30 protein-coding genes are annotated in these 22975 nt (G+C 56.4%); 16 read left to right on the top strand and 14 right to left on the bottom strand.

The window, feature by feature from the left end; genetic code table 11:
- Nucleotides 1-398: 398 nt before the first annotated feature.
- Both YA0848_RS21905 and YA0848_RS21900 read right to left on the bottom strand, forming a co-directional pair.
- Nucleotides 399-968, bottom strand: a complete 570-nt coding sequence (locus YA0848_RS21905) for a hypothetical protein (RefSeq protein WP_065085738.1) — start codon at nt 966-968, stop codon at nt 399-401.
- Between the two features lie 121 nt (nt 969-1089).
- Nucleotides 1090-1365, bottom strand: a complete 276-nt coding sequence (locus tag YA0848_RS21900; RefSeq protein ID WP_065085739.1) for a hypothetical protein — start codon at nt 1363-1365, stop codon at nt 1090-1092.
- A gap of 433 nt (nt 1366-1798) precedes the next feature.
- Between YA0848_RS21900 and YA0848_RS21895 the strand changes: the two genes are divergently transcribed.
- Nucleotides 1799-2659, top strand: a complete 861-nt coding sequence (locus tag YA0848_RS21895; RefSeq protein WP_065085740.1) for an RNA ligase family protein — start codon at nt 1799-1801, stop codon at nt 2657-2659.
- A 15-nt stretch (nt 2660-2674) separates the two neighbouring features.
- On the top strand, nt 2675-3817 hold the full coding sequence (locus YA0848_RS21890) for an AAA family ATPase (protein WP_065085741.1): 1143 nt from the start codon (nt 2675-2677) through the stop codon (nt 3815-3817).
- Here YA0848_RS21890 and YA0848_RS21885 read toward each other — a convergent pair whose 3' ends face one another.
- Nucleotides 3818-4009 carry a hypothetical protein gene (locus YA0848_RS21885; RefSeq protein WP_141678499.1) on the bottom strand — a complete coding sequence of 64 codons (192 nt, stop codon included), beginning with the start codon at nt 4007-4009 and terminating at the stop codon, nt 3818-3820.
- 177 nt (nt 4010-4186) lie between these two features.
- Here YA0848_RS21885 and YA0848_RS21880 point away from each other — a divergent pair, with 177 nt between their 5' ends.
- Nucleotides 4187-4636 (top strand): hypothetical protein, encoded by a 450-nt coding sequence (locus YA0848_RS21880; RefSeq protein ID WP_065085742.1) that lies wholly within the window; start codon nt 4187-4189, stop codon nt 4634-4636.
- A gap of 27 nt (nt 4637-4663) precedes the next feature.
- On the opposite strand, the gene YA0848_RS21875 is transcribed toward YA0848_RS21880, so the two are convergent.
- Entirely contained in the window at nt 4664-5305 is a 642-nt protein-coding gene (locus YA0848_RS21875; protein WP_065085743.1) for an SOS response-associated peptidase, read from the bottom strand.
- 632 nt (nt 5306-5937) lie between these two features.
- On the opposite strand from YA0848_RS21875, the gene YA0848_RS21870 reads away from it, so the two are divergent.
- From YA0848_RS21870 to YA0848_RS21860, 3 genes are all read left to right on the top strand, one after another.
- Nucleotides 5938-6999 (top strand): hypothetical protein, encoded by a 1062-nt coding sequence (locus tag YA0848_RS21870; RefSeq protein WP_065085744.1) that lies wholly within the window; start codon nt 5938-5940, stop codon nt 6997-6999.
- Nucleotides 7000-7257: 258 nt separating this feature from the next.
- On the top strand, nt 7258-7977 hold the full coding sequence (locus YA0848_RS21865; protein ID WP_198731411.1) for a hypothetical protein: 720 nt from the start codon (nt 7258-7260) through the stop codon (nt 7975-7977).
- A 284-nt stretch (nt 7978-8261) separates the two neighbouring features.
- Nucleotides 8262-8543 carry a hypothetical protein gene (locus YA0848_RS21860; RefSeq protein ID WP_141678500.1) on the top strand — a complete coding sequence of 94 codons (282 nt, stop codon included), beginning with the start codon at nt 8262-8264 and terminating at the stop codon, nt 8541-8543.
- Nucleotides 8544-8888: 345 nt separating this feature from the next.
- On the opposite strand, the gene YA0848_RS21855 is transcribed toward YA0848_RS21860, so the two are convergent.
- The 4 genes from YA0848_RS21855 to YA0848_RS21840 all read right to left on the bottom strand — a co-directional run bounded on the left by YA0848_RS21855 (nt 8889) and on the right by YA0848_RS21840 (nt 13036).
- The gene (locus tag YA0848_RS21855; protein ID WP_065085746.1) at nt 8889-9755 is read right to left on the bottom strand and encodes a 3'-5' exonuclease; all 867 of its coding nucleotides are present in this window, start codon (nt 9753-9755) and stop codon (nt 8889-8891) included.
- Complete coding sequence (locus YA0848_RS21850; RefSeq protein WP_141678501.1) at nt 9752-10042, bottom strand: hypothetical protein; 291 nt, start codon at nt 10040-10042, stop codon at nt 9752-9754. The genes YA0848_RS21855 and YA0848_RS21850 overlap by 4 nt, the downstream gene beginning before the upstream one ends.
- 62 nt (nt 10043-10104) lie before the next feature.
- Nucleotides 10105-10677, bottom strand: coding sequence for a hypothetical protein (locus YA0848_RS21845; RefSeq protein ID WP_065085747.1), 573 nt, complete (start codon nt 10675-10677; stop codon nt 10105-10107).
- Nucleotides 10678-10927: 250 nt separating this feature from the next.
- Nucleotides 10928-13036 carry a hypothetical protein gene (locus YA0848_RS21840; protein WP_065085748.1) on the bottom strand — a complete coding sequence of 703 codons (2109 nt, stop codon included), beginning with the start codon at nt 13034-13036 and terminating at the stop codon, nt 10928-10930.
- An 825-nt stretch (nt 13037-13861) separates the two neighbouring features.
- On the opposite strand from YA0848_RS21840, the gene YA0848_RS21835 reads away from it, so the two are divergent.
- Genes YA0848_RS21835 through YA0848_RS21825 form a run of 3 tightly spaced genes read left to right on the top strand, consistent with a single transcriptional unit; the run spans nt 13862 to nt 14793 of the window.
- Nucleotides 13862-14065 carry a hypothetical protein gene (locus YA0848_RS21835; protein ID WP_065085749.1) on the top strand — a complete coding sequence of 68 codons (204 nt, stop codon included), beginning with the start codon at nt 13862-13864 and terminating at the stop codon, nt 14063-14065.
- Between the two features lie 15 nt (nt 14066-14080).
- A complete protein-coding gene (locus YA0848_RS21830) occupies nt 14081-14542 on the top strand; it encodes a hypothetical protein (RefSeq protein ID WP_065085750.1) in 462 nt (153 codons plus the stop codon).
- On the top strand, nt 14539-14793 hold the full coding sequence (locus tag YA0848_RS21825; protein WP_065085751.1) for a hypothetical protein: 255 nt from the start codon (nt 14539-14541) through the stop codon (nt 14791-14793). The genes YA0848_RS21830 and YA0848_RS21825 overlap by 4 nt, the downstream gene beginning before the upstream one ends.
- 320 nt (nt 14794-15113) lie before the next feature.
- Here YA0848_RS21825 and YA0848_RS21820 read toward each other — a convergent pair whose 3' ends face one another.
- From YA0848_RS21820 to YA0848_RS21810, 3 genes are all read right to left on the bottom strand, one after another.
- On the bottom strand, nt 15114-15455 hold the full coding sequence (locus tag YA0848_RS21820; protein WP_198731410.1) for a hypothetical protein: 342 nt from the start codon (nt 15453-15455) through the stop codon (nt 15114-15116).
- A gap of 20 nt (nt 15456-15475) precedes the next feature.
- A complete protein-coding gene (locus YA0848_RS21815; RefSeq protein ID WP_141678502.1) occupies nt 15476-15676 on the bottom strand; it encodes a hypothetical protein in 201 nt (66 codons plus the stop codon).
- A gap of 64 nt (nt 15677-15740) precedes the next feature.
- Nucleotides 15741-16319 (bottom strand): hypothetical protein, encoded by a 579-nt coding sequence (locus YA0848_RS21810; protein WP_065085753.1) that lies wholly within the window; start codon nt 16317-16319, stop codon nt 15741-15743.
- Between the two features lie 218 nt (nt 16320-16537).
- On the opposite strand from YA0848_RS21810, the gene YA0848_RS21805 reads away from it, so the two are divergent.
- Nucleotides 16538-18547, top strand: coding sequence for a hypothetical protein (locus YA0848_RS21805; protein WP_065085754.1), 2010 nt, complete (start codon nt 16538-16540; stop codon nt 18545-18547).
- Between the two features lie 55 nt (nt 18548-18602).
- On the opposite strand, the gene YA0848_RS21800 is transcribed toward YA0848_RS21805, so the two are convergent.
- Both YA0848_RS21800 and YA0848_RS21795 read right to left on the bottom strand, forming a co-directional pair.
- A complete protein-coding gene (locus tag YA0848_RS21800; RefSeq protein WP_065327632.1) occupies nt 18603-18788 on the bottom strand; it encodes a hypothetical protein in 186 nt (61 codons plus the stop codon).
- Nucleotides 18789-18863: 75 nt separating this feature from the next.
- Nucleotides 18864-19121 (bottom strand): hypothetical protein, encoded by a 258-nt coding sequence (locus YA0848_RS21795; RefSeq protein ID WP_141678443.1) that lies wholly within the window; start codon nt 19119-19121, stop codon nt 18864-18866.
- Between the two features lie 432 nt (nt 19122-19553).
- Here YA0848_RS21795 and YA0848_RS21790 point away from each other — a divergent pair, with 432 nt between their 5' ends.
- The 5 genes from YA0848_RS21790 to YA0848_RS21770 all read left to right on the top strand — a co-directional run bounded on the left by YA0848_RS21790 (nt 19554) and on the right by YA0848_RS21770 (nt 21741).
- Complete coding sequence (locus YA0848_RS21790) at nt 19554-19739, top strand: hypothetical protein (RefSeq protein ID WP_065327634.1); 186 nt, start codon at nt 19554-19556, stop codon at nt 19737-19739.
- A 300-nt stretch (nt 19740-20039) separates the two neighbouring features.
- Nucleotides 20040-20558 carry a hypothetical protein gene (locus YA0848_RS21785; RefSeq protein WP_141678444.1) on the top strand — a complete coding sequence of 173 codons (519 nt, stop codon included), beginning with the start codon at nt 20040-20042 and terminating at the stop codon, nt 20556-20558.
- Nucleotides 20559-20590: 32 nt separating this feature from the next.
- Entirely contained in the window at nt 20591-20848 is a 258-nt protein-coding gene (locus YA0848_RS21780) for a hypothetical protein (protein ID WP_065327636.1), read from the top strand.
- Nucleotides 20849-20863: 15 nt separating this feature from the next.
- Nucleotides 20864-21301, top strand: a complete 438-nt coding sequence (locus YA0848_RS21775) for a hypothetical protein (protein WP_141678445.1) — start codon at nt 20864-20866, stop codon at nt 21299-21301.
- 137 nt (nt 21302-21438) lie between these two features.
- Nucleotides 21439-21741 (top strand): hypothetical protein, encoded by a 303-nt coding sequence (locus YA0848_RS21770; protein ID WP_065327637.1) that lies wholly within the window; start codon nt 21439-21441, stop codon nt 21739-21741.
- 82 nt (nt 21742-21823) lie between these two features.
- On the opposite strand, the gene YA0848_RS21765 is transcribed toward YA0848_RS21770, so the two are convergent.
- Nucleotides 21824-22111 (bottom strand): hypothetical protein, encoded by a 288-nt coding sequence (locus YA0848_RS21765; protein WP_141678446.1) that lies wholly within the window; start codon nt 22109-22111, stop codon nt 21824-21826.
- Nucleotides 22112-22275: 164 nt separating this feature from the next.
- On the opposite strand from YA0848_RS21765, the gene YA0848_RS21760 reads away from it, so the two are divergent.
- Complete coding sequence (locus YA0848_RS21760) at nt 22276-22890, top strand: hypothetical protein (protein ID WP_141678447.1); 615 nt, start codon at nt 22276-22278, stop codon at nt 22888-22890.
- Nucleotides 22891-22975: the final 85 nt, after the last annotated feature.

The following is a 22975-nucleotide window of genomic DNA, read 5'->3' as shown; positions in this document are numbered from 1 at the left end:
CCTTATCTCGGCATAACCCCATGTAAGCGCCGGCATTGGTGAAGGCATCGAGATCGCCCCGGCGTGCAGCCACGGTGAGCAGATGCTCTTCACCATAGTTGTATGCGAGGTAATCGATCTTCGATGCCAGGCGCTCGGCAGCATTCATATGACCCCAAATCTTGCTCATAAGCCCTCCTATGGGCGGACATTTTCGGTTAAACGAAAGTCACCCAGTGAAGGCGATGCAGTAGAAGAATTGCGCGAGGGAAGAAAGTCATTTAGGCGTCTCCGATTGAGAGAGGCGCCTACCCACAAGGGAGGACGCCCCTGTGGGTTAAGGCCGGCTGGCCAGAGTGCTGCGAACAGCTATTGCTCTATCGCGCGCATGCACGAAAGAGAAGAGATCCCATGCTATATCAGCTTCCTGTACTCGACAACTTAGGCAGAACTGGGTACTCGCTTGGATTCTTCAACAAATGAATATCGATCATATCCCCAAGCACATCTGCCAGGATTTCCGGGGATAGCACCGACGGAGAAATTTTAGCGCAGGGACGAAAGACCCGGCCGCTGGATACAGTGGACCAGTCGCTAATCACCATATGAATTCCCGGCACATCTCCAAGCGGGGGCAGAATGCCCCATGTCTGGGTTGAGCTCGCGTAGTACAGCAAAGCCGCCGCGAGCTCCTTGTGCTTCTCAAGCCGAGACTGCAGATCCTCGATCAGGTCGTACTCGCCGAGAAAGCCACCGAGCACGTCCGCTGGCGTAATACCTGGCTCACGAGGAAATCCTGCTGGACTGCATGCTTCTCGGTAGCCTTCAACGGAAAGCTGCACGATGAGACGCGCCCCTTGGACCGGGTTTACGGAATAGAGCCAGAAAGCAACCGTATTGGTGGGATCGCCCTGTACCTGCGCCTGCCAGTTCGCACCTTGAACAGCACGTTCGAATCGGCGCTTAGCAGCGGTTTTTATGTCATCCATAGCGGGGTCGGCTCACCTGCAGCTGTACTTGATGGTGATCATTCTCGCATGCCACTCACAACTGCAACTCGGGCTCGTGATGACCTATCCCTTTAGGCTAGGCCATCATCACTTGCTGCGGCTAATTCGCCTGCTGGTCTGCCTGTTTCAGGCTCTGCTTCACGCTTTCGATTGAGCGATCGGCGAGCATCAGCCACACGCCCTCCCCATTGACCGTGCTACAGACCATGCCCTCGGCACCATACTTCTTGAAGTCCTCGGAGAGGATTACAACCTCCCCCGCCTCGTAGCCTTTGTCCTTGAGCATACAGATCTTGTCCAGGTCGACAGCAGCCTGCGCGACACCGACACCCATAGAGAAAATGATGGCAGCTGCCATCTTCACTTGACCAAGCATTACGCATCTTCCTTTGTGCTGAGGTGTTACTCACTCTGGTTCGACAGCTCGATGGCCTGAGATGCCAAACGTGTTACCTCTTCAACGGACAACCCTTCCGCGGAAGGTAGGAGCAGAATCACACCTACCCTTTCCGTTCTGGCGGCAATCTGCTCCCGACAGAGGTGCAGATCGACACGTTGCAATCAAGAGACAGCCAGTAAGCAGTCCTGGAGGAGCTTGACAGCTGGTCAGGCTCGATGTTGAATGCGCGCCTTATTTCCATCCCCCTATCTTTCAGTGGTGAACGAAGTGCCCTGCACCAGCCAACTCGCCTGATACCGACGACGGTCCATCGTGCTTGATGGCTGCCCGCGCACCTGCGCGGCTGCTTCCCACATACAGCTCGCCATAGTCCTGTCGTCGGTTTTCCCTATTTCTAAGGAGAAAACCCATGAACGTGGATTTCTGCGCCTATGCGCAAAACGTTGAGCTTCAGAAGTACCCCCGCACTCCGCACCTGGAGGGATCTCGCCTGCAGCAAGGCGATTCCGATGCTGATCAGGTCCGCTATGCGTCCTTGATCGACCAGTGGCTGGTAGTAGAAGAGAAGCTGGATGGCGCCAATGCCGGCATTAGCTTCTCGGCCGCCGGCGAGCTAATGCTCCAGTCCCGCGGTCACTACCTCACTGGCGGCGGCCGGGAGCGGCAGTTCAACCTCTTCAAGCAATGGGCAGTCGCCCATGAGGATTGGCTAATCGAGCGACTGGAGGACAGATTTGTTCTCTACGGAGAGTGGCTGCACAAGAAACATTCGGTGTTCTACGACCGTCTCCCGCACTTCTTCTGCGAGTTTGACGTTTGGGATCGATCCAAATGCATCTTTCTGTCGACTCCAGCCAGGCGCCAGCTCCTCCAGGACGGCCCTATTCTGTCTGTGCCAGTTCTTTATGAAGGCCCAGCACCGAAGAGACTCAAGGACCTGCTTGAGCTTGTCCGGATTTCGAAAGCCAAATCGGAAACCTGGCATGCAGCCTTCGAAGCAACAGTGCGTCGCGAAGGGCTAGATCTGGAGCGGTCTTGGCGCCAATGCGACAAGTCAACCTTGATGGAAGGCCTGTACTTGAAGCTCGAGGACGAGAACGAAACAACCGGCCGGCTGAAGTGGGTTCGTCAGGACTTCGTTCAGGCGATTCTGGATGTTGATCAACACCACGCTACGCAACCATTCATCCCAAACCTACTGGCACAGGGGGCAGACATTTACTCCCCCCGTCTCTCCATGGATTGGGCTGGGTTGCGCTCTGGCTACTGAGGGAGAACATGTGACATGGACATTCGACAACTTAACAGCCTGATCCCAGCGCCTGGCCAAAACATCGACAGGAAGGCGTGCCTCGAGGCCATACCTTCACTGTCGCGGTTGGCCGATACACCGCAGGATCCGTACTGGCACCCGGAGGGTGATGTCTGGACCCATACCTGCATGGTCGTGGACGCTTTACTCGAGCAAAAGGCCTATCAGCAGGCGACAGATGAGCAGCGATTTGTGCTCTTCTTCGCCGCGCTGCTGCACGACATATCGAAGCCGGACACGACAGTTATCGATCCGCAAACCGGGCGCATTGGTCAGCCAGGCCATTCCCGCCGCGGTGCGGTCGATGCGCGCCTTCTTCTCTGGAGAGCTGGCGTGCCGATGGCCATCCGGGAGCAGATCTGCAGGATCATTTCCGTCCACCAGTTGCCGTTCTTCGCATTGTCGGGGAACAGAAGCGGGCAAACGCCGGAATACGTTCTACACAAGCTTTCCTGGGAGCTGCCAGTGTGGATGTTATGCGCTGTCGCGCAGGCTGACATGGAGGGGCGAACTTACGTAGGGAAGTCGGGGGTTCTCGACGAAATTGAACTCTTTCGAGAGCTTGCCGAGGAGGAAGGCTGCCTTTACGGTCCCCGCCCATTTGCGGACGACTACACCAGGGTCCAGTACTTCCGAGGCACTCGCGTACACCCAGATTACGCATTGCACGAGCCAGCTGGATCTCGCGTCATAGTGATGTCTGGGATGCCCGCCAGCGGGAAAAACACCTGGGTAGCGAAACATTACCCAGACCTCCCTGTCGTCTCATTCGACGATGCACGCGAGGCCTTGGGGTTGCGGCATGGTGACAATGAAGGCGCGGCCGCGCATTACGCGATCGACCAGGCGAAGGCTCTTCTGCGAGAAAAAAGGTCCTTCGTGTGGAACTCAACGCACCTTTCAGCCCAGATGCGCAAGAAGACACTGGACCTGCTGTACGCCTACAGCGCGAAGGCAGAGATCATGTACTTGGAAATGCCGGAGAAGGAGATTTACCGTAGGAATGGCAAGCGGGATACGAGCCTGAGCAACGAAGCGATACGGCGCATGCTGTTCAAATGGGAGGTTCCATTACCGACGGAGGCCCACCAGGTGCAGTACCTCAACGAGGGGTAATCACTCCCCTCTAGGGTATGCCTTAAAACGCTCGACCAATCGTTGTCCCGCATCTTCTAGGACTTCACCAGCCCGGTGCTTCAGCATCGAGTTCAAGTACTCCCGCTCAGCATCCAGCACCGGTTCTTTGTGAACCTTTCTGGCGACTTTGACCACGATTCCGGTCCCGATCCAGACATCACGATTACTCACGGAAAATCCCCCTTCTCATAGGCCTGGTCCGACCTGGCGGCCAGTCTCTGACCAGGATAACAGCCTCCCGGCAAACCAACCCCCGGCAATCCTGCCCGGTAATGGGGGCGAACTACCTGCCTGGCCGTAACACATCAGGGAAGAATTGATACATCTACAACTGCCCTGGAGCATCTGATGCAGAACGTCGAACGTAAAGTCATTCGCTGGCTGCTGTCCTCTGACACTGGATTATCGTCCACCGCCATCTGTGCTCACATGATTGGGGAAACGCCAGAGGACGATGATTTCAGCGCCCCATCTGACCCGTCTGACTTGGGACGCTGCCTGCGCCTGCTGGACATTTTCCCAGAATGGAAACCCCGCATTCATGAAATGGCCGTCCACGGGCCGGCCTGGGCTGGCCTGATCAAGCAGTGGGATACGATCGTTGACCTCTACTACAACGAAGGTGGAGTTCCGCTCGCACAGCGTGAGCGATCGCCCGAGACCTACAAAGCAATGAAGCTGGCGATCGCGGATGGCTATCGCAATGACCCGCGCTATATCTGCCGATTCGGCAGTGACGGCATGCTTTACTCCGCCAGCCTTAAAGTGACAGAAGACGAAGCTGAGACCGAGGTCTGAGTCTGTAACGACATTCCGGCCTTGCTCTCATTCAGGCTCTAGGGTTATGCCTTGGAGCCTGTCAGCAGGGTACTGCCTCAGGAACTCTCTGCTCTCCTCCGGACGAGCCGATAGCCAATCTCGGTAGGCACCTGCAGGCAAGATAACGACCATTCTCTTCTCAGCACCTGGCTTGTGGTAATTCTGCATTACTTCATGGCCATCTGCGTTGATCGTCAGCATCGTGAAACTGTGCACTTGCTCGCCAGCTGAATCCTTCCAGGTCTCCCAAAGCCCAGCGATCCCGAGCAGTCGACCATCCTTCCGCGAAATCCGAGCTGGCCTGGGCTTCCCCGGCCGCCAATCGGGCTCATAGATCGCCGCGGCAGGGATGATGCAGTGCTTCGATTTCTTCCAGGCATCACGGTATGAATTGAGCGTCGCAACCGTCTCGCTGCGTGCGTTATAGGTATTACGCGCATAGCTTTTGCCTTTCGCCCAGAAAGGGAGAAGACCAAAAACACCGGTGGAGGCCACTGTTTCAACGGGCTCATCCCCTTCGGGAACCAGATTGCGAATCATGACGCCCGTACGGCCTGGCCACAGGTCAATTTCGTATTGCCCTTCAGGCTCCAGACCGAAAGCATCGACCAACTGCTCACGGCTGGGCGCTTCGTAATGACTGCACATACGACCTCACTTCTGGAGTTGTGACGCTCCTACACCAGACTGGTTAGATAGGGTCTTGCACGTCGCTTTCACATGGGACATCTAAGCCAGCAAAGTATCCCATCTGGCCAGCCAGCATGACTTTCACCTGGCATCTGGTGCCTTGCTCTTTCGCTAACCCATGGTCTTATGACCCCTCAAACTGCCGAGAGGTCGCCATGCTTACCAGCTACCAGAACACCAAATGTGCTGAGCTCACACGTCTGGGATGGAATCAGGATGGCAGGCAGAATCTACCAGGGCCTGGGCGGGCACCAATGCGGTACATCCTCGTCTTCTCCAACAAGATCGGAATGCTGGCGTACGTATACCCATCAAGCACTGAAGTAATTGCCCATCTAGTCAAGCCTGTAGATCGCTTGTCTCTCGCATTTGAAGCCCTGCAGTGACCATCTCCGATCCGGCCACCCCAAGATCTTCCGGCTCACCGATTAACCCGGTATATTTCAAGCTCCACTGCTAGCTCAATGCGAGCTGCAGCACCCAGCTGGTGGTTCACCAGCACTTAAACGGATCGTCCGATCCAAAAACCCCTACCGGGATGTCTCTCCCGGCCAGGGAGAGCATGTCGGTCTTCATTCTGGAGATTGTCCATGCAAAATCATAAAGCCCTTGTCCTCACATCTCAGGAGTCGATCGTGGCGTTTGCCAGCGGCTGGTTACCTGAAGACTACTTAGTCCGAAGTTTCAGCACCGCAGGCGAGGTCGAGGCTTACGTCGAAGGTGTTAAAGTGATGGCCGAGGAGGGAATCGAGCTACATAAGACCCACCGCGAAACATCTACAGCGTATTTTGACGTGTCCTTTGATGGTGGCATTGTTTTCCCCCGCTCAAAGTCGTTCGCCAACAGCGCACAGGCTCGGGCCTTTGAAGTAGGCCTCGGCGACATATCCGCCCTTGAGGACTCGAAAGTCTTCACTGTCGCTTCAGGCAACGATTTTGAGCGCCTCTTGGTGCTCATAGAGGCCACTGAGGCGAGAAAGGCGATCAAGCGACTACCCACAGTCGTCATCTACAAGTCTGCAGACCAGATCACCCGCGTGGTTGCCTCTCAAGGCGTCCGCGTGATTGTCCTGGATGCGGATGGTGTTGGCCTCGAGGAGGATGCTGCCCGCACTCTGCAGATCGGTGACCAGGAGCTCTACGTTTCTGATCTGGTAGTTACAGGAAAAGTGGGCGAATCGCCGTACGGCGAACAAGGCGTTGATGCCGAGTTCGTTCGCGAGGTGGTTAAGCATGTTGATGGTTTACCGGCCGGCAGCAATGCCAGCTTCAACAAGCCGGGCCAATATGCAGAACCATTCCCGATCCTCAAATCCGTTCCGGTTAAACACTGGGAAGGCTACGAGGATAAACAGGCTCCGCTAACCCACCAGATCGACATCGACGACCAGCGACTTTCCAACGGGCAGATCTACCTTACGGTAGGCGCTTTGGAAGGCCACATGGACAATCTCTTGTCGGTAACCGCTGAGGTAAACACCAACCCCCAAAACGAAGCCGAACATCTGCCCTGCATGCATGTTCACTTCAACGAGGATGCCCTGGCATTCACCGCGTTCAAGGTCTACGACAAAATCTTGCTCCAACCTGAACAAGGTGTCGTTCTGACGCAGGTGCAGGGTCCGGAAGGCCCCATGTACATCGTCGAGTAGGCCATCTAGAGGCTTGGACTCAAACAAGGTCTGCGGTACCCAGGGAAACCTGGGTATCGTTAGCCCATCCTTCAATTGAAAATCCCTTTTCAGAACCTTATCCAAAGCCCGCCTTTGGATAAGGCTCCGATTTTCGTTACCTGCTTGAGCAGATAACGAGATAAGCAAGCTGGCGCTCAGCTAGCACCGACAAAACCCATTGGGGCTTCATATCCCCATAGGGGGGATATGGTCTCGACTCTGCCCAGGAGCAATCCCATGTCCTATACAACTCAACTCCGCTCTTTCTTCTCCGCTGTAACGGCAAGCGGCTTCCCGGTCCCGGCTGAGGTGCTCGCATTGGCCGACAGTTACGATGCAATTGGGGAGCAAGCGGACGACGTGATCTCATCGGCTGACAACACTGGTTGCAGCGATGATTTGACTGTCGTAGACGCCGAAGAACTGGAAGCTCTTAGCGAACTGATCAACAACCTTCGCCATAGCGGTACCAGTACACAGGAAGGACCTTCTACCACGGCCTCAAGCCAAACCATCCAGGTGCAGATCGAAATCAACACTGAAGACGGTTTGGATGACCCCGGTATCGGTGAGACAACACTCGCTGAAAGCAAGGAGGTCGTTCTCATTGATACGTCTCGCTTAGCGGAATGCGAGGCCGTCCTCATGGAAGTGAAGTACCCATCCGCGAAAAAATATGGTGTCCCGCAAGTGGCAACCAGAAATGGTGCTATAGCCTATGTCGCGAAAATGGGTTTTACCGCGAAGGTGCTGGTCCTTAAAACGGAAGACCTCGGAGACGACTCCGGTGACATCATCACGCTAACCGTGGAAGTGCCTGCTACGGCAATCTACTCGGGGTCGATTGACGAAGCTAAGGAGTTTGCTGGCCTCCACTGGGGAAAGCACTTCGAAAGCTTGAGCCAATCGGAGCAAGAAGATGTGGTTAACCGCTTCATTCAGTCGGTTAACCTCTGATCCTCACTCAGTTTTGCTATCAAAAGTCTGCGATTCCCAGGGAAACCTGGGGGTCGCGAGACCACTTAGGAAAAACCATTTTTCCTAAGCGGTTTCCGTTCCTGCCAATGTTGGCTGGACTGAAAAGCGGCACTCGAAAGGGTGTTGCTGGCGCCTAGCGGTGCCATCGCTGCTTTGCAGCACACACCACCTGGGGGTGAGAAATCGCCCTCAGGCGAGCTCTCCGTTTTCCCTATCCCAGGTGGATCAATCAATGCCTTGGGGAGGGCACAACAGGAGACGCTATGTCCAAAAAGAAAAACAGACCTAAATCAGGAGCGAAAGCCGCTCCACCGGTGGCTTCAGCTGCCACATCACAACCTTTCCTAGCGACAACGCTTGGTGCAATCGCCGATCTGGCAGGAAACTTCAGCGTGGGTTTCTTCTTCCTGATCTGCTCGTTGCTGGTAGGTAAGGACCCTTTGACCGCGGCCCAGTTCGGCTACGTAGCTTGGTCAGCCATGTGCTGTCTTTTGCTGGCAGTCGTTATGGTTGGGTTGAGGGTGTACTCTGCGACAATCAAGTAAACCGGTGAAAATCGGAATATGGAGAACAGTATGGAACCTATCGGATGGCTCATTACCTTCACAATGCTTGCGCTGGCCACTATCGGCGGCTTAGCAGTGTGGGTAGCGATTAAGCTCGATCGGCAGAACGCTGCAAAAAAGCACTGATGCGAGAGCATGACAATGCCTAACTTCGGCCTGCTGATCATCTGGATGTGTTTCAACGCTGGGTTCGCCCCTCTCACTGGGAGGCGTTACTTTCAAATGGGTATCGTGACCCTGCCTCGGTTTTCCGCGGCAGGTGTCCGAACCTGAAACCGCCCCTCACCCTTCCTCCCCCGAACCACCTTTTGCAGTGGGGCCAGCTCACGCTAATCGCTGCTGCAGCGCTACCAGCTCTAAATCCAGGTCCTTCCGAACCCGCGCTATCGCATGCACCAGATCAACCGTGGCGAGCACGTCCGCGGCCGCCGAGTGCGCACTACCTTTCCAAGTAACCCCCGCCGCCGCCGCTGCGTTTGCCAATGAGATCGTTCCGTACTTGTTCGTTGCACCATAAGCGTCTGCAGCAAGGTACATAGCGCACCGTTCGCTGCTCGTTTCTGGCCAGGACTGAGACAGCCCGAATGCAGCCGCTGTCTGACGTAGCAAACGCTTGTCGTACTCGGCATTGAAGATGATCACGCAACGACCAGAGAGCAGCTCGGTAACCTGTGGCTCTACTTCTGGCCAGGTAGGAGCGTCGACCAGGTGAGCATCCAGAATTCCATGAATGGCAGATGCCTGCGGATCAATTGGAATAGTTGGTCGCAGGCGAGAGTTAAAAAGGATGTTGCCGTGAACATCCCCGATAGCGATTTCGATGATCTGAGCGTCATCACCCAGCCCTGTAGTCTCGGTATCGATGACAAGCGGATTGGCAGACAGCCATTCCACGGCGACAGAAGACACCTTTGCAAACCTGCTCCGCATCTTTGCCTTCACGCGCAGGATCTCCCGCGCCCGAAGCTGTTTTGCGCTGGGCTGCTGAACCTGCGACAGCTGGCGGAGAGGAACGCAGTCCGCAATCCGGTAAACCCCGAACTTCCCGCCGAATCCGCTTCTGTAGAAAGCGACAGGACTGGCGCCAGGCTTGGGCTTCATCCTGAACTCATCCCGCAGACGGCCCTTTGAGTAGCACTTATCAGCTTGTAAGGCCGCTTCCCGGCTCTCTTCTAAAAGCTCTTGTTTCATTGCTTCGATCCAGCCTGTTTCCACTCATTCGTCAGAGATGCGTTCTCTGCACTCAGTGGGAGGGAGCGATAAGCCTTGCCAGCGACATACCAGCGAATCTGACGAGCTGTTCGCCGACCATTCTTGGCGTGACTAACGATGCGCGCCGAGCGGCTACCAGGCGGGGTGAAGTCGGCATCTGGAGCATCAAGGATCACTTCACGGCCGAGCACCGATTTACCAGCGGCGATCGCCCGCTGGCGATCGTTCTCGTTGGCTGTGGCAAACAAGCATGCAGTGGGGTTCATTGGTCGCTCCGGTAATCGTTCTCCGTATTCTGACAGCGCCTCCGAAACTGCAAGCCCTCGGTTCAAGCCTGGCCAGGATCAATATCCTTCCAGGTACCCGACATGATCTTGTCCCAGTTGCCGGGATCAAACCCGCAGAGGCGAAGACTCCACCTAGAGTCGTTCCCGCTTTCACCTGGCCCCTCTGCTATCCATTCGTGGCATATGGCGTGGACTCCACGGCAGTTGAAGGATGACACCTCGCCCCTGCCGTCGACCCTGCGGGACGTTTGCACCAGAGGGAAATCATCCGGGAGATCGGCAATGGCTGCTCTCAACTCTCCTACTGTGCGGATATATTTCGATCTGTAGTAGAGCGCATGCGCTTTCTCGTATGGCGTCTTTTCAGGCTCGATACCAAATCGACGCAGAATGTCCTTCTCAAAGGAAAATGTGAGAAATGACACTGTGTTTGGGGCATCGCCTCTGGCCAGGTTCAAGAGGCCGAGGCTGCGGTAATCTCGCGATCCCAGAACCTGCAGTGCCTCTTCGACACTTCCCTCCACGACCTTCACTGTTACTTCAAAGGGCAGATCCTGCCCTCCTACCTCGTGATCGTCGTCGAGGTCCCTGATTGTTTCAAGCTGCAGCTCCATACGGGTCTCCTTGGTTTTGACCCGAAAATCTTGCATGCCAGCTTCATCAAAAGGGCATCGATCCGACCCTATAGCTAGGGCCCGTCAGAGTCATAGCTGACAACATGTCACCGGCTTTAGAGGCTCCATGCTACCCGTGCCGCCTTATCCCCGACTTTCCGGATAAGGTAGGTGGGTTACCGGGCCAGGTAGCGGCCCGGCAACAAAAGCGGGGCGCCCTGCTCCGCTTTGCCAGACAGGATTACCCGTGTTACACCCCCGCTCTATCCCACCCAATCTCAGAACCCACACGCATTAGCACGCGCCCCTCTTCGAGAGATCGCATAAACACCGGATTCTCTCCGGCGAATGAACTCACCCTGTCGCTCACGTAGGCCACGCCCATAGCGCGAGCTCTGTCGCGCAAGGCCACCTGCCTCGCAATATCACTCTCGAGCCGGTCCATCAGGCGTCTTTGATAGTTCAAGTGAGTCCGATAACGATCAAACTCCTTGGCCATATTGCCCACCTGATCCAAAGTTTTGCCCTGCTCAACCCAGCGGTGAATGGCAACCAATACCGAATCGCGCTGCATGAACTCTGGTCGTGCACCCGTAACAGCAGCACTTGCCAGCAAAATCAAGGGAATCAGGATTTCGTCAGCACCGTAGTCATCGAATTCCAGATCCTCATCAAAATACTCCTCACTCTCATCGAGGATGCCTTCGTTGTACCGCAGGATGAACCACAGGGTGAAATGGCCAAACTGTGCGAGAGGCGGGAACAGTTCACAGAGGCGCTTTGCGTACAGGGGAAGCATGCGCAAGGTTTGCTCGCGCCGAGCGCCAAGTCGGTGACGTTCAACCTCGAGGTCCTCGTATTCTTCGAGATCAAAATCCTCGTACCCCAGTCCCGGAACGTGCAGCATTTCAAAAAGGCCTTTAGCGCACAGCTCAGTCGCCTCTGTGCTGACCTCACGAAGAATCCGCTTGATCAGTCTCTGCAAACCGCCCTGGTAAGTGAGTGCTTCTACTCCATCGACAGCTTCAAACTGCATCAGGCGTTTGGCGCGATCGGTGAAGTCAACAGCGCTGTCCGGGAGCAGCCCACGAGATTCGCGAAGCCCAGCAAACGCCTGCCTCCCGAGTTTGCTGCTGTCTGGAGTGGCTGCTTCGTGGGCTGGATAGAGCAAGGGGAAGTCGCTTTCATCCATCCACTGGATACCACCAAAGAAACGCTGGCTCGCCGATGACCAGTCAACAGCCCGTAGGGCGTACAGGTCACCGTTGATTGCCCATGTCTTGGTCCGAGGCCGTTTGGCTGTACCCACCTCCATGTTCCCGCAGTAGACGCCTTTGAGTTCTACCAGGCCCTCAGGTGGAATGTGATGAGTCGTCCACATGTCAGGGATATCCGGCATGACCAAAACGGCGGCGAGATCTCTGCGCAGGTGGTAGACCGGCTCAGCGCACAAAACGGAGTCCTTTGCATGCTTGGCCCAGCCAGGGCTAGAAAGGTGGCGCCCGCTCAGGAGATCTACCTTGCCCTGTATCAGCTCCTCGTCGGTATAGAACAGTTCCGGAATAATCCCGAAGTGCCAACGCTGGCGCAGGACGCGACCGATGTACTGACCTTTGGCATTGAAGAGGGTTAGCTCCTCGTAGTCCGGCACCTGCAGTCCATCCCTGACCAGAGTCTCGAGGTCGCCCCACGACTCAGGGACAAGGCACTTCCGGGCGAACTCGGACAGTGCTTCGGCGGCATCGCTAGCGCCAGCAACAGCCGGTTCGCCATCAAGGAACTTAAGCGGGTCCCGGTAGAGCACAGCGTAGAGGGCGTACGCTGGCGACCACTGGAACGCCTTGCCGTCTGAGCGAACCGTGAGGTAGTGGCCGGGCGCACCTGCGTCAATCAGTGCCTCCTTGTGGCGCTGACGGATGGGAGTTTTAGCAGCGGGCAGAATGTCATCAACGGCATCCTGAGGGAGACCATCACGCTCAGCGCTAGCCTTCAGGGCGGCAATTTCTTGCTCTGCCTGCCATTCGCGGGTGCGCCGATCAACGCTCAACAGACGAAGGCGGGCTTTACCAGTGATGCGGTAAGCCTCAGTCAAACCAATATTGGCAACCCGTCGCATACCGATGGCAAAGGCTGCACGGATATCGTCCCTGGACAAACTGCCGGCAGGGGGCAGCTGATTCTTGCGGGCCTCGACCTGCAGCTCATGCAAGTCGCGGTAACGCGCAGAGCGGGCACCAAGGTCGTTGAAAGTGTTGGTGTCCGCATCGGACAGCGAATCAATTGGGTGGAACAGGTCGGCAAAGACTTTAGAAACGACCTTCTGATCGAGGTCGCGGGCATCGAAGGGAATACGACTCATCGGAGTCTCCTCGCAGTACGGGTAGCAAATCCGGCGCGCAATGGCGTAGCCGGGCCTTGTGCTTCAGTCCGCGCAGTTCTATTCCAGGGGTGCTAGCTAACCCGCACTGCGCCGGACTCCCGTGGGGAGATCCAATATGCAAAGCGGTTGTATTTCAGGGTGAGGCAGAATCATCTCTAGGGAGCGCCCAAGGGCCTGTGCTAGCGGCCCTTCTTTCGAGACCTTTTCAGGATATGCCTGAAAAGATCGAGGCGGCAACCCCCTATTGACCTGAGGGGAGGTTCGCGACCGGTATTGGCCCGCCGCCACATCGGCGGGTGCGGGACGAAGGCAACCATCCCCTTCACTGGGGCAGACTGCACTAGCGGCAACGCCAATTTCAGCGAAGATAGCGTTCAGAAAGTGCTATCCGTTAGAGAGGTGTCAGATGTCCTGGGCTGAAACGTGTCGATCAGGCAGTAGCTGGGTGACGAGCGTTGAACTGGAGTTCCACCATGTCCTTGTCGATCCAGATGCCCCAGATGATCCAAGTCGAGCCGGCCCCTTCCCCTCCGATGTGACCACTTTCCAGGTCAACAGCCCCAATGGGTTCTTGGTCTGGCTAGCGGATGGCTCTTCTGTACACGCAAGCTGGGCGCCAGACCTCCAAAGCTTTCGAATCAAGTTCAGCGATCAAGCCATAGTGCGATCGCAGGTTCGAGCCTGGGCCGTACTGCCATTCCCCCTGGCGCCGGCCTGAGGCCTTGCGCTTTCAGCGCCCATGAGAGAATGGTCCTACTGATTGGACTTGAGTCCTTCTTCGTTTGCCCGCCCAAGGGGATTCACATGGAAAAATTCACCTCTGTCGCCGAGGTTGATGCCGATGGCCTCTACTGGTACTACGAGAATGGCGTTGATGCACCCCGGCCGGTGATGATCACAAAGGCCAAGTGGGGCAATCGCTTCAAATCCTTCAATGGCTCCGAACAGTCGTGGCTTCGCGATGGCGAGTACCTGGTAGGCCCGCAGCCCGCCCCTGACGCTCAGTGAATTAGAGGCTCCCCTATGGATGTATTCGAACAACTTCAACTGGCTGGCATACAGGTCGTCACTGGCCACCGGCGACTATTGGCCAGCCTTGAAGATGGCTTGCAGGTAATTGCAGTCGACGCTCATGGCAATGGCTTCCGAATTGAAGCAGTTGCCGGGTCTGTGAAAGTTGTGCCTGTCGAGCCGTCCTTCGCGCTCGAAGCATCAGTCCACGTGGTATCCACACTTTCCCGTCGCGCCCCCGCCACGGTGATTGACGCAGACCCTGCCGCGGTAAAGGAAGTCATGGATCTGATGGCGAAACGGGTGTTGAAGCTCCGCAAGGTGCGTTTTCTCCCGCGCCAGGCCCTCAAGAGGGCCCTCAGGGCAGCAGCAAGGAAATTCATCATCAACCCCTTTGACTCCGGCGCCCCGGATGTCGGGAGCAAACTCGAAACAGCATCCCCGCAACAACACCCAGAAAGGGAGCGAGCATGAGCAGTGCACCAACTACTGATGGGCGGAAGTCCCTTCGGATATCCAGTACCCACCCACTCCTGGACGACCTTCGCTCCCTGGCTGAGAAACATGGCCTGGCGGGGTGCGTTCTGATTGCTTTCGACGTCGAAAATGACCGCGTAAGCACCTCGGTCGCCGGTACAAACCAGACCTTTGTCGATCAGGGGATGAAACCTCTCGCCGACCAGCTTCTGGCTCGCATCGACAATGGTGAATTCGACCCAAAGTGACAAGGGGATGTCTGTGAGCGAAGCAGATCTGGCGGCGCCGCCCTCGAACCTTCCTCCATGCCCCACCTGCAGGGCAAACAGCATGGAGCACCGCTGCTACTCGCACCTCCCAGGTAAGGCGGTTTTCAACCGCAATGGCTGGTATTGCGGAACCTGCCAAAGCGGCCCTTACGCATTAGCTTCTTCACAACCCAATCAGGCCGGTTAAGTGCGTTATAAGCCCGAGAGGCTGACGCTACCCTTGGTGCACTCAGTGGCTCCCACGGCAAGGGTTGACGCTGCAGCTGCAAGACAGCAGCTGCCAGGTTGTTTGTTAGCGATTAATCGTCTGACAAGGCATTGACCAGTAAGCGATTCAGCTCGGTGTCATCCAAGCATGCTTTGCAGACCTGCCCCTTCTGGATTAGTTGCTCGAACTCATCATGCGAGATGACTGGTCGTCCTTGACCCATGATTGAATATCCCAAATCAAAGATCTTGTAGGGCGCCTCCAACGACTCACAGCAACGTAGGTTGCCAATCACACCGAGAGGGCGAAAGTGAAGAGTGCAGTCTTGCAGCACCCCTTCGTAATCCCCTCCTAGAACTCCTAGCATGTGCTGCCGCCAGTCAGGAGTGGAGACCAGCCATTGCTGAAGCAAATTTTCCGGTGATGTGTGCATGGGCATCCCTATAGGCTGACTTACTTCTTTTTGACCTGCATGACTTCATGATTCTTTTCCCATTGCTCCCAGGCCTCGCGCTGGGTCTTCATAGGGTGGCCCTCGACGCGATGAAGTCCATGGTCATTTGGACACTTGGCCTTCCAGTAGCTACTGCCATGGCGCGACATGACCGGGGCGCTTCCGCAGCGCGGGCATGGAGTCTTTTCAGTGGTGGCCACGATGTTTTCCTCGGTATCGTTCTCGTATCAGCCTCACATGAGTCGCCGAATACGCAAGCCTATCTCAGCCAGAGACCGCACTCCAAAGACCGATCAGTCTTGCTAGTTGGTTGGCCGGTTGCAATGCGTCCTCAAGCTTCAATTTGGCGTCGGCAGTAACCTCAATTCCTTTCTCACCGACAAAGTCCACCCAGCCCTCCTCGACCCTCCCGTCGACCTCTCGCTTAACTCTGAAGCCAGGCTCGCCGGCCTCAGACAAGGAAGCATCAACAGCAATAGGGTCAGTACTGTCGATCAGGAGCATTCGATCACCCTCCACTACAGTGATGCAGCACCCAGCCCCCACCAATGCTTCTGCGGCGGCAATGGTGATTCGTTGCTCAATTGCTCGACGACTCTCGCGGTCAAGTTGCTCGCTTGCTGGCTGGGTAGGATCCTCTGTCAGCAGACTTTCAAACTCGTTGAAATCAGGTTCAGGCAGCAAGCCTGCCGCATAGAGGCCCTGCAGAAAACCGCGGAAGCGCACCAGGTCACCCCCGCCTGCCCGGAACTCAGTTTCGTAGTCAACAAGGATCTTCCAGGCAACGGTGTCCTGCTGGATTAGGTGAGATAGGACGGCGATTACATAAATCAAGTTGTGCATCAAGGCTTCTCCCGCGGAGCGTCAGAAACAAGTAAGTCGCCCGTATGGACGATGGCTTTGATGCATCCTTCCACAGCGCTCAACCCTGCAAAGCTCAATCAGGCCCTAGCCTAGGTACGTGTTCTTCCAGTAGTGGCTGAACATGCTTGCATCCTCGGTCCTGCCTGTAGAATCAAGCCATGAAGTGAAATTGAGCAGCCCCATTCAAGGACATGACGATGCCAACTGACTCCTACAACGACCTCGCCACCCAGGCTGTTGCTCTGTGGGAACAGATCGCCGGCCGCAAGGTTGATGCAACGTCTTATGTCGTCCAAATGACCGAGGCCAGCCGTGAAATCAATGCCGCATGCGATCTGATCCGTAGCGTCGTATGCCTTGAGGATGGGTTCAGCACCATTTTGGTAGTACGAAGTATCTTCGAGAGGCTATCGGGTGGTGGGCTGCTCGAGGGGCGATCGCCTGAAGCCGCTGCTGCTCTGGCACAACTGTTCACCAAGCAAGAAGTAACAGCCTCGACCGATGAGTACTTCAGCTATTGCAAGCGAGCCGTTGCTCACTATCGAGGCGGAGATGTGGACGGTGACGCCCTGGCTGAGTTTGTGCGCCAGCAGGCTCCCCTACTGAATCTTGATGCTTTTCTGGCAATGAACCGCCTGACGAAGCTCACGGCCTTTGCCGGCGAGCCAGGTCTCCCTCATGAGCCACAGCTGAGCCGCTTCGTTTTGGCGTTCCAAACTCTTGACCAGCTGCTACAGCACGCTCGCGTCATACCAGAAGGCTTTTCCCTGTGCGCAATTCTCTGCGAGAGCATCAGCGACAGCTACTTTGTCCTGGTAGTCCGCAATGGCCAGCAGGTGACCCTTCTTACCGACAAAGGAACGTTCGCTCATCCCTTACAGCAAGAGATGATGAGAGGCCGGAACGACCGCTACAACCAGTACCGGATTGAAGGCAGCCACTTCCCCTACTCGCTCCTACGGATCGTGTGGGCGGACAATGGGCGCCGTGCTGTAGCTGATAGCGCCCGTGACCTCGCGCCCACCGAGAGAGATATCCCGGCGATAGGAAGCCTATCTGACCTGGCGCCGGACGAGCTGCTGTGGCTTCACCTGCTTATCGAGCAATGCCGTATCCGATACTTCCAGCAGAAACAGGTTGAGCCACGTCTCGCGCTGGGTTCACAGCTGCAAATAGATCACGCATGGCTGCCTTCGCAAAGCAGCAACCTGCCCGCCATCCTCGAAGGCCTACCTCACCTTGAGGTAAAGAACAGCTCAGATCTGAGCACTGACTTCATGCACACGCTGGAGCCCAAGTGGTCGGAGAAGAGAACCCCAAATCGTTGGATGGAACGGCGATTCGCTGCAGCTGTTCCTCAAGAGGCCCTGTACATTCCAGAGGCCGCTATGAACAACAAGCCTCTGCTGCTCGAGCAAACCAGCGCTGGCGTTCGCTTGGAGCGCAAGAAACCGGATTACATGCCGCACGGCGGGCTTACCAACCAGGTCAGGTTGACGCCGATCAGCAGTGACCTATTGGCCACCCCTGAACAGGTGGCGCGTGATGTCCACTTCGTTGCCCGTAGCAACCAGGCTGAGGTGATCAAGGTACTGGCCCGGCAGGACTTCGAAGCGCGTCGAATTGAGATGCTCGAGTGGTTTTACCGCAAAGCCAAGAAGAACTTACCGAACCTCCTCGAAGCGCTGCTCACTGGCGACAGCACACCATTCCAGTTGGAGCAGCCGAAGTTTGAGCATCTGTACAGCCAGCTGGGGTTCAGGCCTGCTGGTGCGGCTGCACGCCGGAAGGTCCAGTTCGAGTACATCCCGAGCCGAAAGCAGCACCCACCCCGTAAGTCGGACGGCCCCAGCCTGGCCAAGACGCTCAAGCTCGTTCACCTGCGCGACCTCTGCGTCTGCTGTGTGCTGTCCAACTGGGAAGGAGCCCAGGTGTTCGTTAGCGTTCCGGTGGCCAACGCCCTCGACATCGCCAACCTGACGGGAATCGCCTGGGAGAAACTTCCGGAGGAGTTGCAGTACTTCGGTATGCCAGAAGTCGGTGGGAACAGCATTCTGGAGCGCCTCGACCCCCTTCAAAACCTATCCAACCCATGGAACAGTTTTGCGCCCCGCTTTGTTATCCCGGTCGGGCTCCGAGGTCTGAGGGAGTATCGCAAGGCCCGCGGCCTGAATACACCCAGTGCTGATGAGTTGAAAAACCTCTAGCCGGGCATACCCCAGAAACAAAAAGGCCCACCAGCAGGTGGGCCTTCGCTGTAAATCACTCCTCGCCAGTTTCCGGCAAGGGGGTGTGAAGCAGATGCTCCGCATCCCTTTTGACGCCTACATCGTAAAGATCATCAGGAAGAGGGGTCACCTCGACAAAGGCGCTTTCCTTGATGCAGCGCTCGGCCAGGGCAATAGCGCTCTGCATTCCAACAATCTTCGTGACCAAATTTGCAGACACGGCGTTTCTCCTTGAGATGCCGGGACTGCCCCCTGCTGGGAGAAATCCCGGCGAGGGTATGAGGCTTGAGTTGGCTTATGCAGCTACTGCAGCAGGAGCTACAGCAGCTTGGCTTTCCGCAGTTGCAAGACCGAGGACCGACAACAGCTCATTGTAGTCATGGCCATCGGGGGCTCTTTCTTCACTGTCCATCTTCCGATCGTATTTCACGACGTCGTCAGCCATGGCCTGGAGCTTCTGTTGAGCCTCCACGTAGGTGTCGTGGTCGAGTTCGCCACCACATTCGGCAGCCAGTTCCAGTGCTTCGAGAGCCAGTTTAATTGCAGATTTCATAGGTACTCCTGAGTTTGAAGCGCGGTCTCCCCCATGCAGGAGGTAGCCCGCAGTGGGTTGAGATACGCCGGATGACCGGCAGCAACAAAGGAGCCCTAGCCTGGCGGCCAAAGCCCCAGATAGGGTTGAGAAGTTTGGGATGCACGCCATAACGACGCGGGACACCGAGTGAGCCAGAAGGAAACCTTCTAGGCTCTGCTGAGGTTTCAGCTAAAAGTGCTGGTTTACCAGCTTCATCCTGATCAACCACATGGCTGACCAAAGAATCTTCGAACAAAAGCAGCGCTCTCAGCTAAAGAGTGATCGCACTGGCTAAAGGGCTGAAGCGAAATTAGCATTTCAGCATTGCTTCCCTCAAGCCACATCCATGGCTGCTCTTGCTAATCCAGAGGTTCGTGAGAGCCTAAGACCAGCCGTTAAAAGAGACCGATCATGAGCGACCTCGCAATCACTCCCCGTAAGCAACGCATCATCGAGATTGCCGACGAGCTTGTTTGCGGCATGGTGGCCAACGGTGCACTGGATCCAGAGGACGAGACTGCGCTAGAGCGCGCGTGCCGCCAAGCTGTGCAAGACGCTACAGTCCTCTACGACTCCGCCATCGAGTATGTCAGCTAGGAGTGGCCATGGCCTATAAACCGAACACTGAGCAGGTTCTTGGGGATCCACGCTGGACCTATGCCTGTACCCGTTGTGAGTGGACTGGAACAGAGCCAGACATCGTGAGCTTTGGCTACGCCGACTGTCCGCAGTGTGGAAACTCGTGCACTACCGACGAGCCCTCCCACGAGCCAACCCCAGGCCAGCTTGATGGCCTTGCCCCAACTACTGCAGGGTAGCCCCCCAGCCGCCCCCCTGCGTTGCATGTTTGCCACTCTGTGGGATGCTCTTCCCACGCACACTATCTGGGCTGGCCACATGACCCCCTCAACAGAAAAGCTCGCTGTTCTAGATCTTCTCGATAAAGCGACCTCCGCTGCTGACCACCTACAGGACTACCTGCAGTCGTACCGGTGGCACTTTGCAGCTGGAAAGCTGGATCTGAGCGAAGTTCGAGGGTTCGCCCTAGGGCTGGTAGCCACAAATCAAATCTCCGCAGACGACTACAGCGAGATTGAACGACAAATCAGCAAAGCCTCGAGAGTCGAAGAACACCGCGGCCGTATTGCTGGCGGCACAGTGATTGAACGGCCTGAAGACATGAGCCCAGACGGGCGCCTTTCCGTGTGCATGGACCACGAGGGTGACGTCCTGATCAGGGTCATCCCGCCGGCGGAGAAGGCAGACAGCTATGCCCCGTCAGTGGAATTCGTATCGCACTGCCCGAGAAGCCGTCACACCCTTGCAGCTCTCCGCGAGTTGATGAGGGCTATGGCCAAGGACAATGAGGAGAACCCTCTCCCTGGGCAACAATCGCAACACACAGCCCAAGCCTGAAAGCCCCTTATCAGCAATACAGAGGATCTAATATGGCAATCCAGCAAGTAGGCAAGCTCCACCTGTGGACATCCGGTGACGGTAGCGTTGGTATCAGCGGCGAGTCGGCGGAAGTATCAGCACCAGGCTGGCTGATCAGCTCGGAGCACTTTGACGCGGAGGATTTTAAATCCACCCTGGAGCAGTTCCGTGAGAAAGTCCGCGCCGCCTTCGAGCTGATCTGGCCAGACGAGAAGGTCCATGCTCGGTATTACTTCGAGATGTGTGATGGCGAACCTACCCACGCTTAAGTAGCAGGTCTTCGCATGCCGCAGCTGACATACCCACGCGCCCGTTCAGAGGTAGCTGCAGAGCTGGCGAGGGATATCCTCCAGGGGCGCTTCATCTCCGACCACAAGGACTACAACCGGATGCTCGCTGCAGTCCGGGAAAGAGGCATGCCGGTGGAGCATGCGTTCTGCGGTGAGAGTGCGGCTCTGTCGATTTCCGTGGTGGAAGCTATCGCCGAGGAGAATCTTCGCAATGCACCACTGCGAGCACTTGAGCGAAAGATCAACAGACTAGACATAAAAAAACGGCCACCAGTCAAAGCTGATAGCCGTTTTCTGAGAACCCAGTTAACGTCCCCTTTTGAAGCAAAACAACTCGAAAGTTGGTGGCTGTATCCGCTTAGCAGCCCTCGGTTAAGAGGCAAAGTAACTGGATGCGCGCTGGCCACACAGCGAGTAGTAAATTTCTCATAGCTTCTCTTTAGCGTCAATCGCCAGAGATCACGAAAAAAGGAGCGTACATTTTGCCCTGAACTCTGTTTCCTTCTCCTCCACGGAACAGGGTATCCAGGCCTCGTGGAAGAGCGCGGTTCAGTTCAAAGGCTCGACTCATGCCAGCTCAAATTAGTTACGTAGACGTCGGCAGCGGCGATTGGCAATGGGCGGAAACGTACGTCTACGCGATGGCCACCTATACGGTGGCGTGCCCAGCCGATCGCCGCATTCAGGTAGGGATGGGGATAATGGCGTTCGGTGAGCCGCGGGGTGAGAAGATCCGGTTCTCTGGAGAGAAGGAAATTACCGTGATCGGAGCAGGCGCCCTGTACTTTCGCGTCGATGATGGCCTTGGGCCCTGCAAGGTCGGGTTTGTGCAGGGGAAAGCGACACTGATCGGCTCCCATTGGGATTTCTGATACCACCGCCAGAGCACCTCCTGGCCCTGCCAGTCCACCGGTGAAAGGTGGCCGTTCAGGTTCGAACGCCACCTATGGAGTCCTAGCTACGATCAGGTGCTGGTGGCACGGGGTCCAGGTGCCAGGCGTTACGCGAGCTGTCTAGCTTGCGGATATCGAATGCCCGACCAACCAACATCACTGCAGTCTCAGACAGTTGATACGAACCCCGAGTCAGCGGGAATGGATCAGCCTCAAACGAACCATCAACTGAAATGGCCTCGCAAACCTCAATTGGAAGCTCAACACCTGGGAAAACAACAGGCAGTTTTCCGGGTGTACCGGTGGCGATCAATTCACCCAAATACCGATGAAGCTGCTCAAGAGTCATCACGTCTCCAGTCTTCTAAAATGCATGCCTAACGATGACTGGATTCCGCTCTAAATCAACCCCCTAAGTGTTCCACTCCCCTGCCCGCCCCTTGGATAGCCCGTTGCAGATTTCGCATCCCATGAGACGGTGAAGCCCATCAAACACATGGGAGCTTCCCCGCAATGAACCTTCGCAACCAAGTCCCAGGAAAGTACCTTTGCGGCCATACCGGCATGCTGTCCGGCAGCGGGCGCTACGGCCGGATCCAGGAGGCTGATCGCAGCTACCTACGCCACAACATCTGCGCGGACTGCAACAAGGAAGTCCAATCCTTGATCGATGCCGCACGTGCTGACACGGCAGCCTTGGCTCAAGCGAGTGGATTGAGGAAGCCAGCTGCAAGAGGCACCCCCAAGCAAGAGCCTTGGGCGAACGCAATCATTGCCGAGGTCTTCCCTCTTCTATCGGCGGTCGCAGCTGCAGGGCGAGCTCGTGGCGACGAACTGGGCACAGCCGTGGCGCGGGCGATCGCGCTGATCTGCCAGATTAGCGATGCCGGTTTCTGGATCAAACACCAGGACGGGTACCGCGTCCTGAACTCCTACTGCATCTCCGGTGACGTCGCCGACATCATGCGCAAGGCATGTCACAGCTATCAGGGGTCCGGCACCAGCTGGCTTGCAGGCCTGGTTCCTCACACCGGAAAGCCAGACCGCCACTACAAGTTCGCTCAGAAGGCACTTTTGAGCCGGCTGATCATGGAACCCTCTGCACTGGATGCAGTAGCCAACGGCTAGCCCGGAAACTCTTGGCGTGAGTGGAGACGCTCTTGATTCCATAGCCGCTTGCAGAAACATCGCCTGTGGGAGAATACGGCCTGCA

It is taken from the genome of Pseudomonas sp. S4_EA_1b (genome assembly GCF_016307435.1).
Lineage (GTDB): Bacteria > Pseudomonadota > Gammaproteobacteria > Pseudomonadales > Pseudomonadaceae > Aquipseudomonas > Aquipseudomonas rhodesiae.
The sequence above is the reverse complement of the archived record's forward strand: the minus strand, read 5'-3'. Positions and strand labels throughout refer to the sequence as shown.

Coding starts and splice junctions, on each gene's coding strand:
- YA0848_RS21795 (WP_141678443.1), bottom strand. CDS start 19,121: ATGAAATCTGCAATTAAACTGGCTCTCGAAGCACTGGAACTGGCTGCC.
- YA0848_RS21805 (WP_065085754.1), top strand. CDS start 16,538: ATGCCAACTGACTCCTACAACGACCTCGCCACCCAGGCTGTTGCTCTG.
- YA0848_RS21760 (WP_141678447.1), top strand. CDS start 22,276: ATGAACCTTCGCAACCAAGTCCCAGGAAAGTACCTTTGCGGCCATACC.
- YA0848_RS21850 (WP_141678501.1), bottom strand. CDS start 10,042: ATGAACCCCACTGCATGCTTGTTTGCCACAGCCAACGAGAACGATCGC.
- YA0848_RS21875 (WP_065085743.1), bottom strand. CDS start 5,305: ATGTGCAGTCATTACGAAGCGCCCAGCCGTGAGCAGTTGGTCGATGCT.
- YA0848_RS21900 (WP_065085739.1), bottom strand. CDS start 1,365: ATGCTTGGTCAAGTGAAGATGGCAGCTGCCATCATTTTCTCTATGGGT.
- YA0848_RS21785 (WP_141678444.1), top strand. CDS start 20,040: ATGACCCCCTCAACAGAAAAGCTCGCTGTTCTAGATCTTCTCGATAAA.
- YA0848_RS21855 (WP_065085746.1), bottom strand. CDS start 9,755: ATGAAACAAGAGCTTTTAGAAGAGAGCCGGGAAGCGGCCTTACAAGCT.
- YA0848_RS21810 (WP_065085753.1), bottom strand. CDS start 16,319: ATGCACAACTTGATTTATGTAATCGCCGTCCTATCTCACCTAATCCAG.
- YA0848_RS21840 (WP_065085748.1), bottom strand. CDS start 13,036: ATGAGTCGTATTCCCTTCGATGCCCGCGACCTCGATCAGAAGGTCGTT.
- YA0848_RS21770 (WP_065327637.1), top strand. CDS start 21,439: ATGCCAGCTCAAATTAGTTACGTAGACGTCGGCAGCGGCGATTGGCAA.
- YA0848_RS21880 (WP_065085742.1), top strand. CDS start 4,187: ATGCAGAACGTCGAACGTAAAGTCATTCGCTGGCTGCTGTCCTCTGAC.
- YA0848_RS21825 (WP_065085751.1), top strand. CDS start 14,539: ATGAGCAGTGCACCAACTACTGATGGGCGGAAGTCCCTTCGGATATCC.
- YA0848_RS21780 (WP_065327636.1), top strand. CDS start 20,591: ATGGCAATCCAGCAAGTAGGCAAGCTCCACCTGTGGACATCCGGTGAC.
- YA0848_RS21830 (WP_065085750.1), top strand. CDS start 14,081: ATGGATGTATTCGAACAACTTCAACTGGCTGGCATACAGGTCGTCACT.
- YA0848_RS21765 (WP_141678446.1), bottom strand. CDS start 22,111: ATGACTCTTGAGCAGCTTCATCGGTATTTGGGTGAATTGATCGCCACC.
- YA0848_RS21870 (WP_065085744.1), top strand. CDS start 5,938: ATGCAAAATCATAAAGCCCTTGTCCTCACATCTCAGGAGTCGATCGTG.
- YA0848_RS21890 (WP_065085741.1), top strand. CDS start 2,675: ATGGACATTCGACAACTTAACAGCCTGATCCCAGCGCCTGGCCAAAAC.
- YA0848_RS21865 (WP_198731411.1), top strand. CDS start 7,258: ATGTCCTATACAACTCAACTCCGCTCTTTCTTCTCCGCTGTAACGGCA.
- YA0848_RS21845 (WP_065085747.1), bottom strand. CDS start 10,677: ATGGAGCTGCAGCTTGAAACAATCAGGGACCTCGACGACGATCACGAG.
- YA0848_RS21790 (WP_065327634.1), top strand. CDS start 19,554: ATGAGCGACCTCGCAATCACTCCCCGTAAGCAACGCATCATCGAGATT.
- YA0848_RS21860 (WP_141678500.1), top strand. CDS start 8,262: ATGTCCAAAAAGAAAAACAGACCTAAATCAGGAGCGAAAGCCGCTCCA.
- YA0848_RS21820 (WP_198731410.1), bottom strand. CDS start 15,455: ATGCACACATCACCGGAAAATTTGCTTCAGCAATGGCTGGTCTCCACT.
- YA0848_RS21895 (WP_065085740.1), top strand. CDS start 1,799: ATGAACGTGGATTTCTGCGCCTATGCGCAAAACGTTGAGCTTCAGAAG.
- YA0848_RS21905 (WP_065085738.1), bottom strand. CDS start 968: ATGGATGACATAAAAACCGCTGCTAAGCGCCGATTCGAACGTGCTGTT.
- YA0848_RS21775 (WP_141678445.1), top strand. CDS start 20,864: ATGCCGCAGCTGACATACCCACGCGCCCGTTCAGAGGTAGCTGCAGAG.
- YA0848_RS21835 (WP_065085749.1), top strand. CDS start 13,862: ATGGAAAAATTCACCTCTGTCGCCGAGGTTGATGCCGATGGCCTCTAC.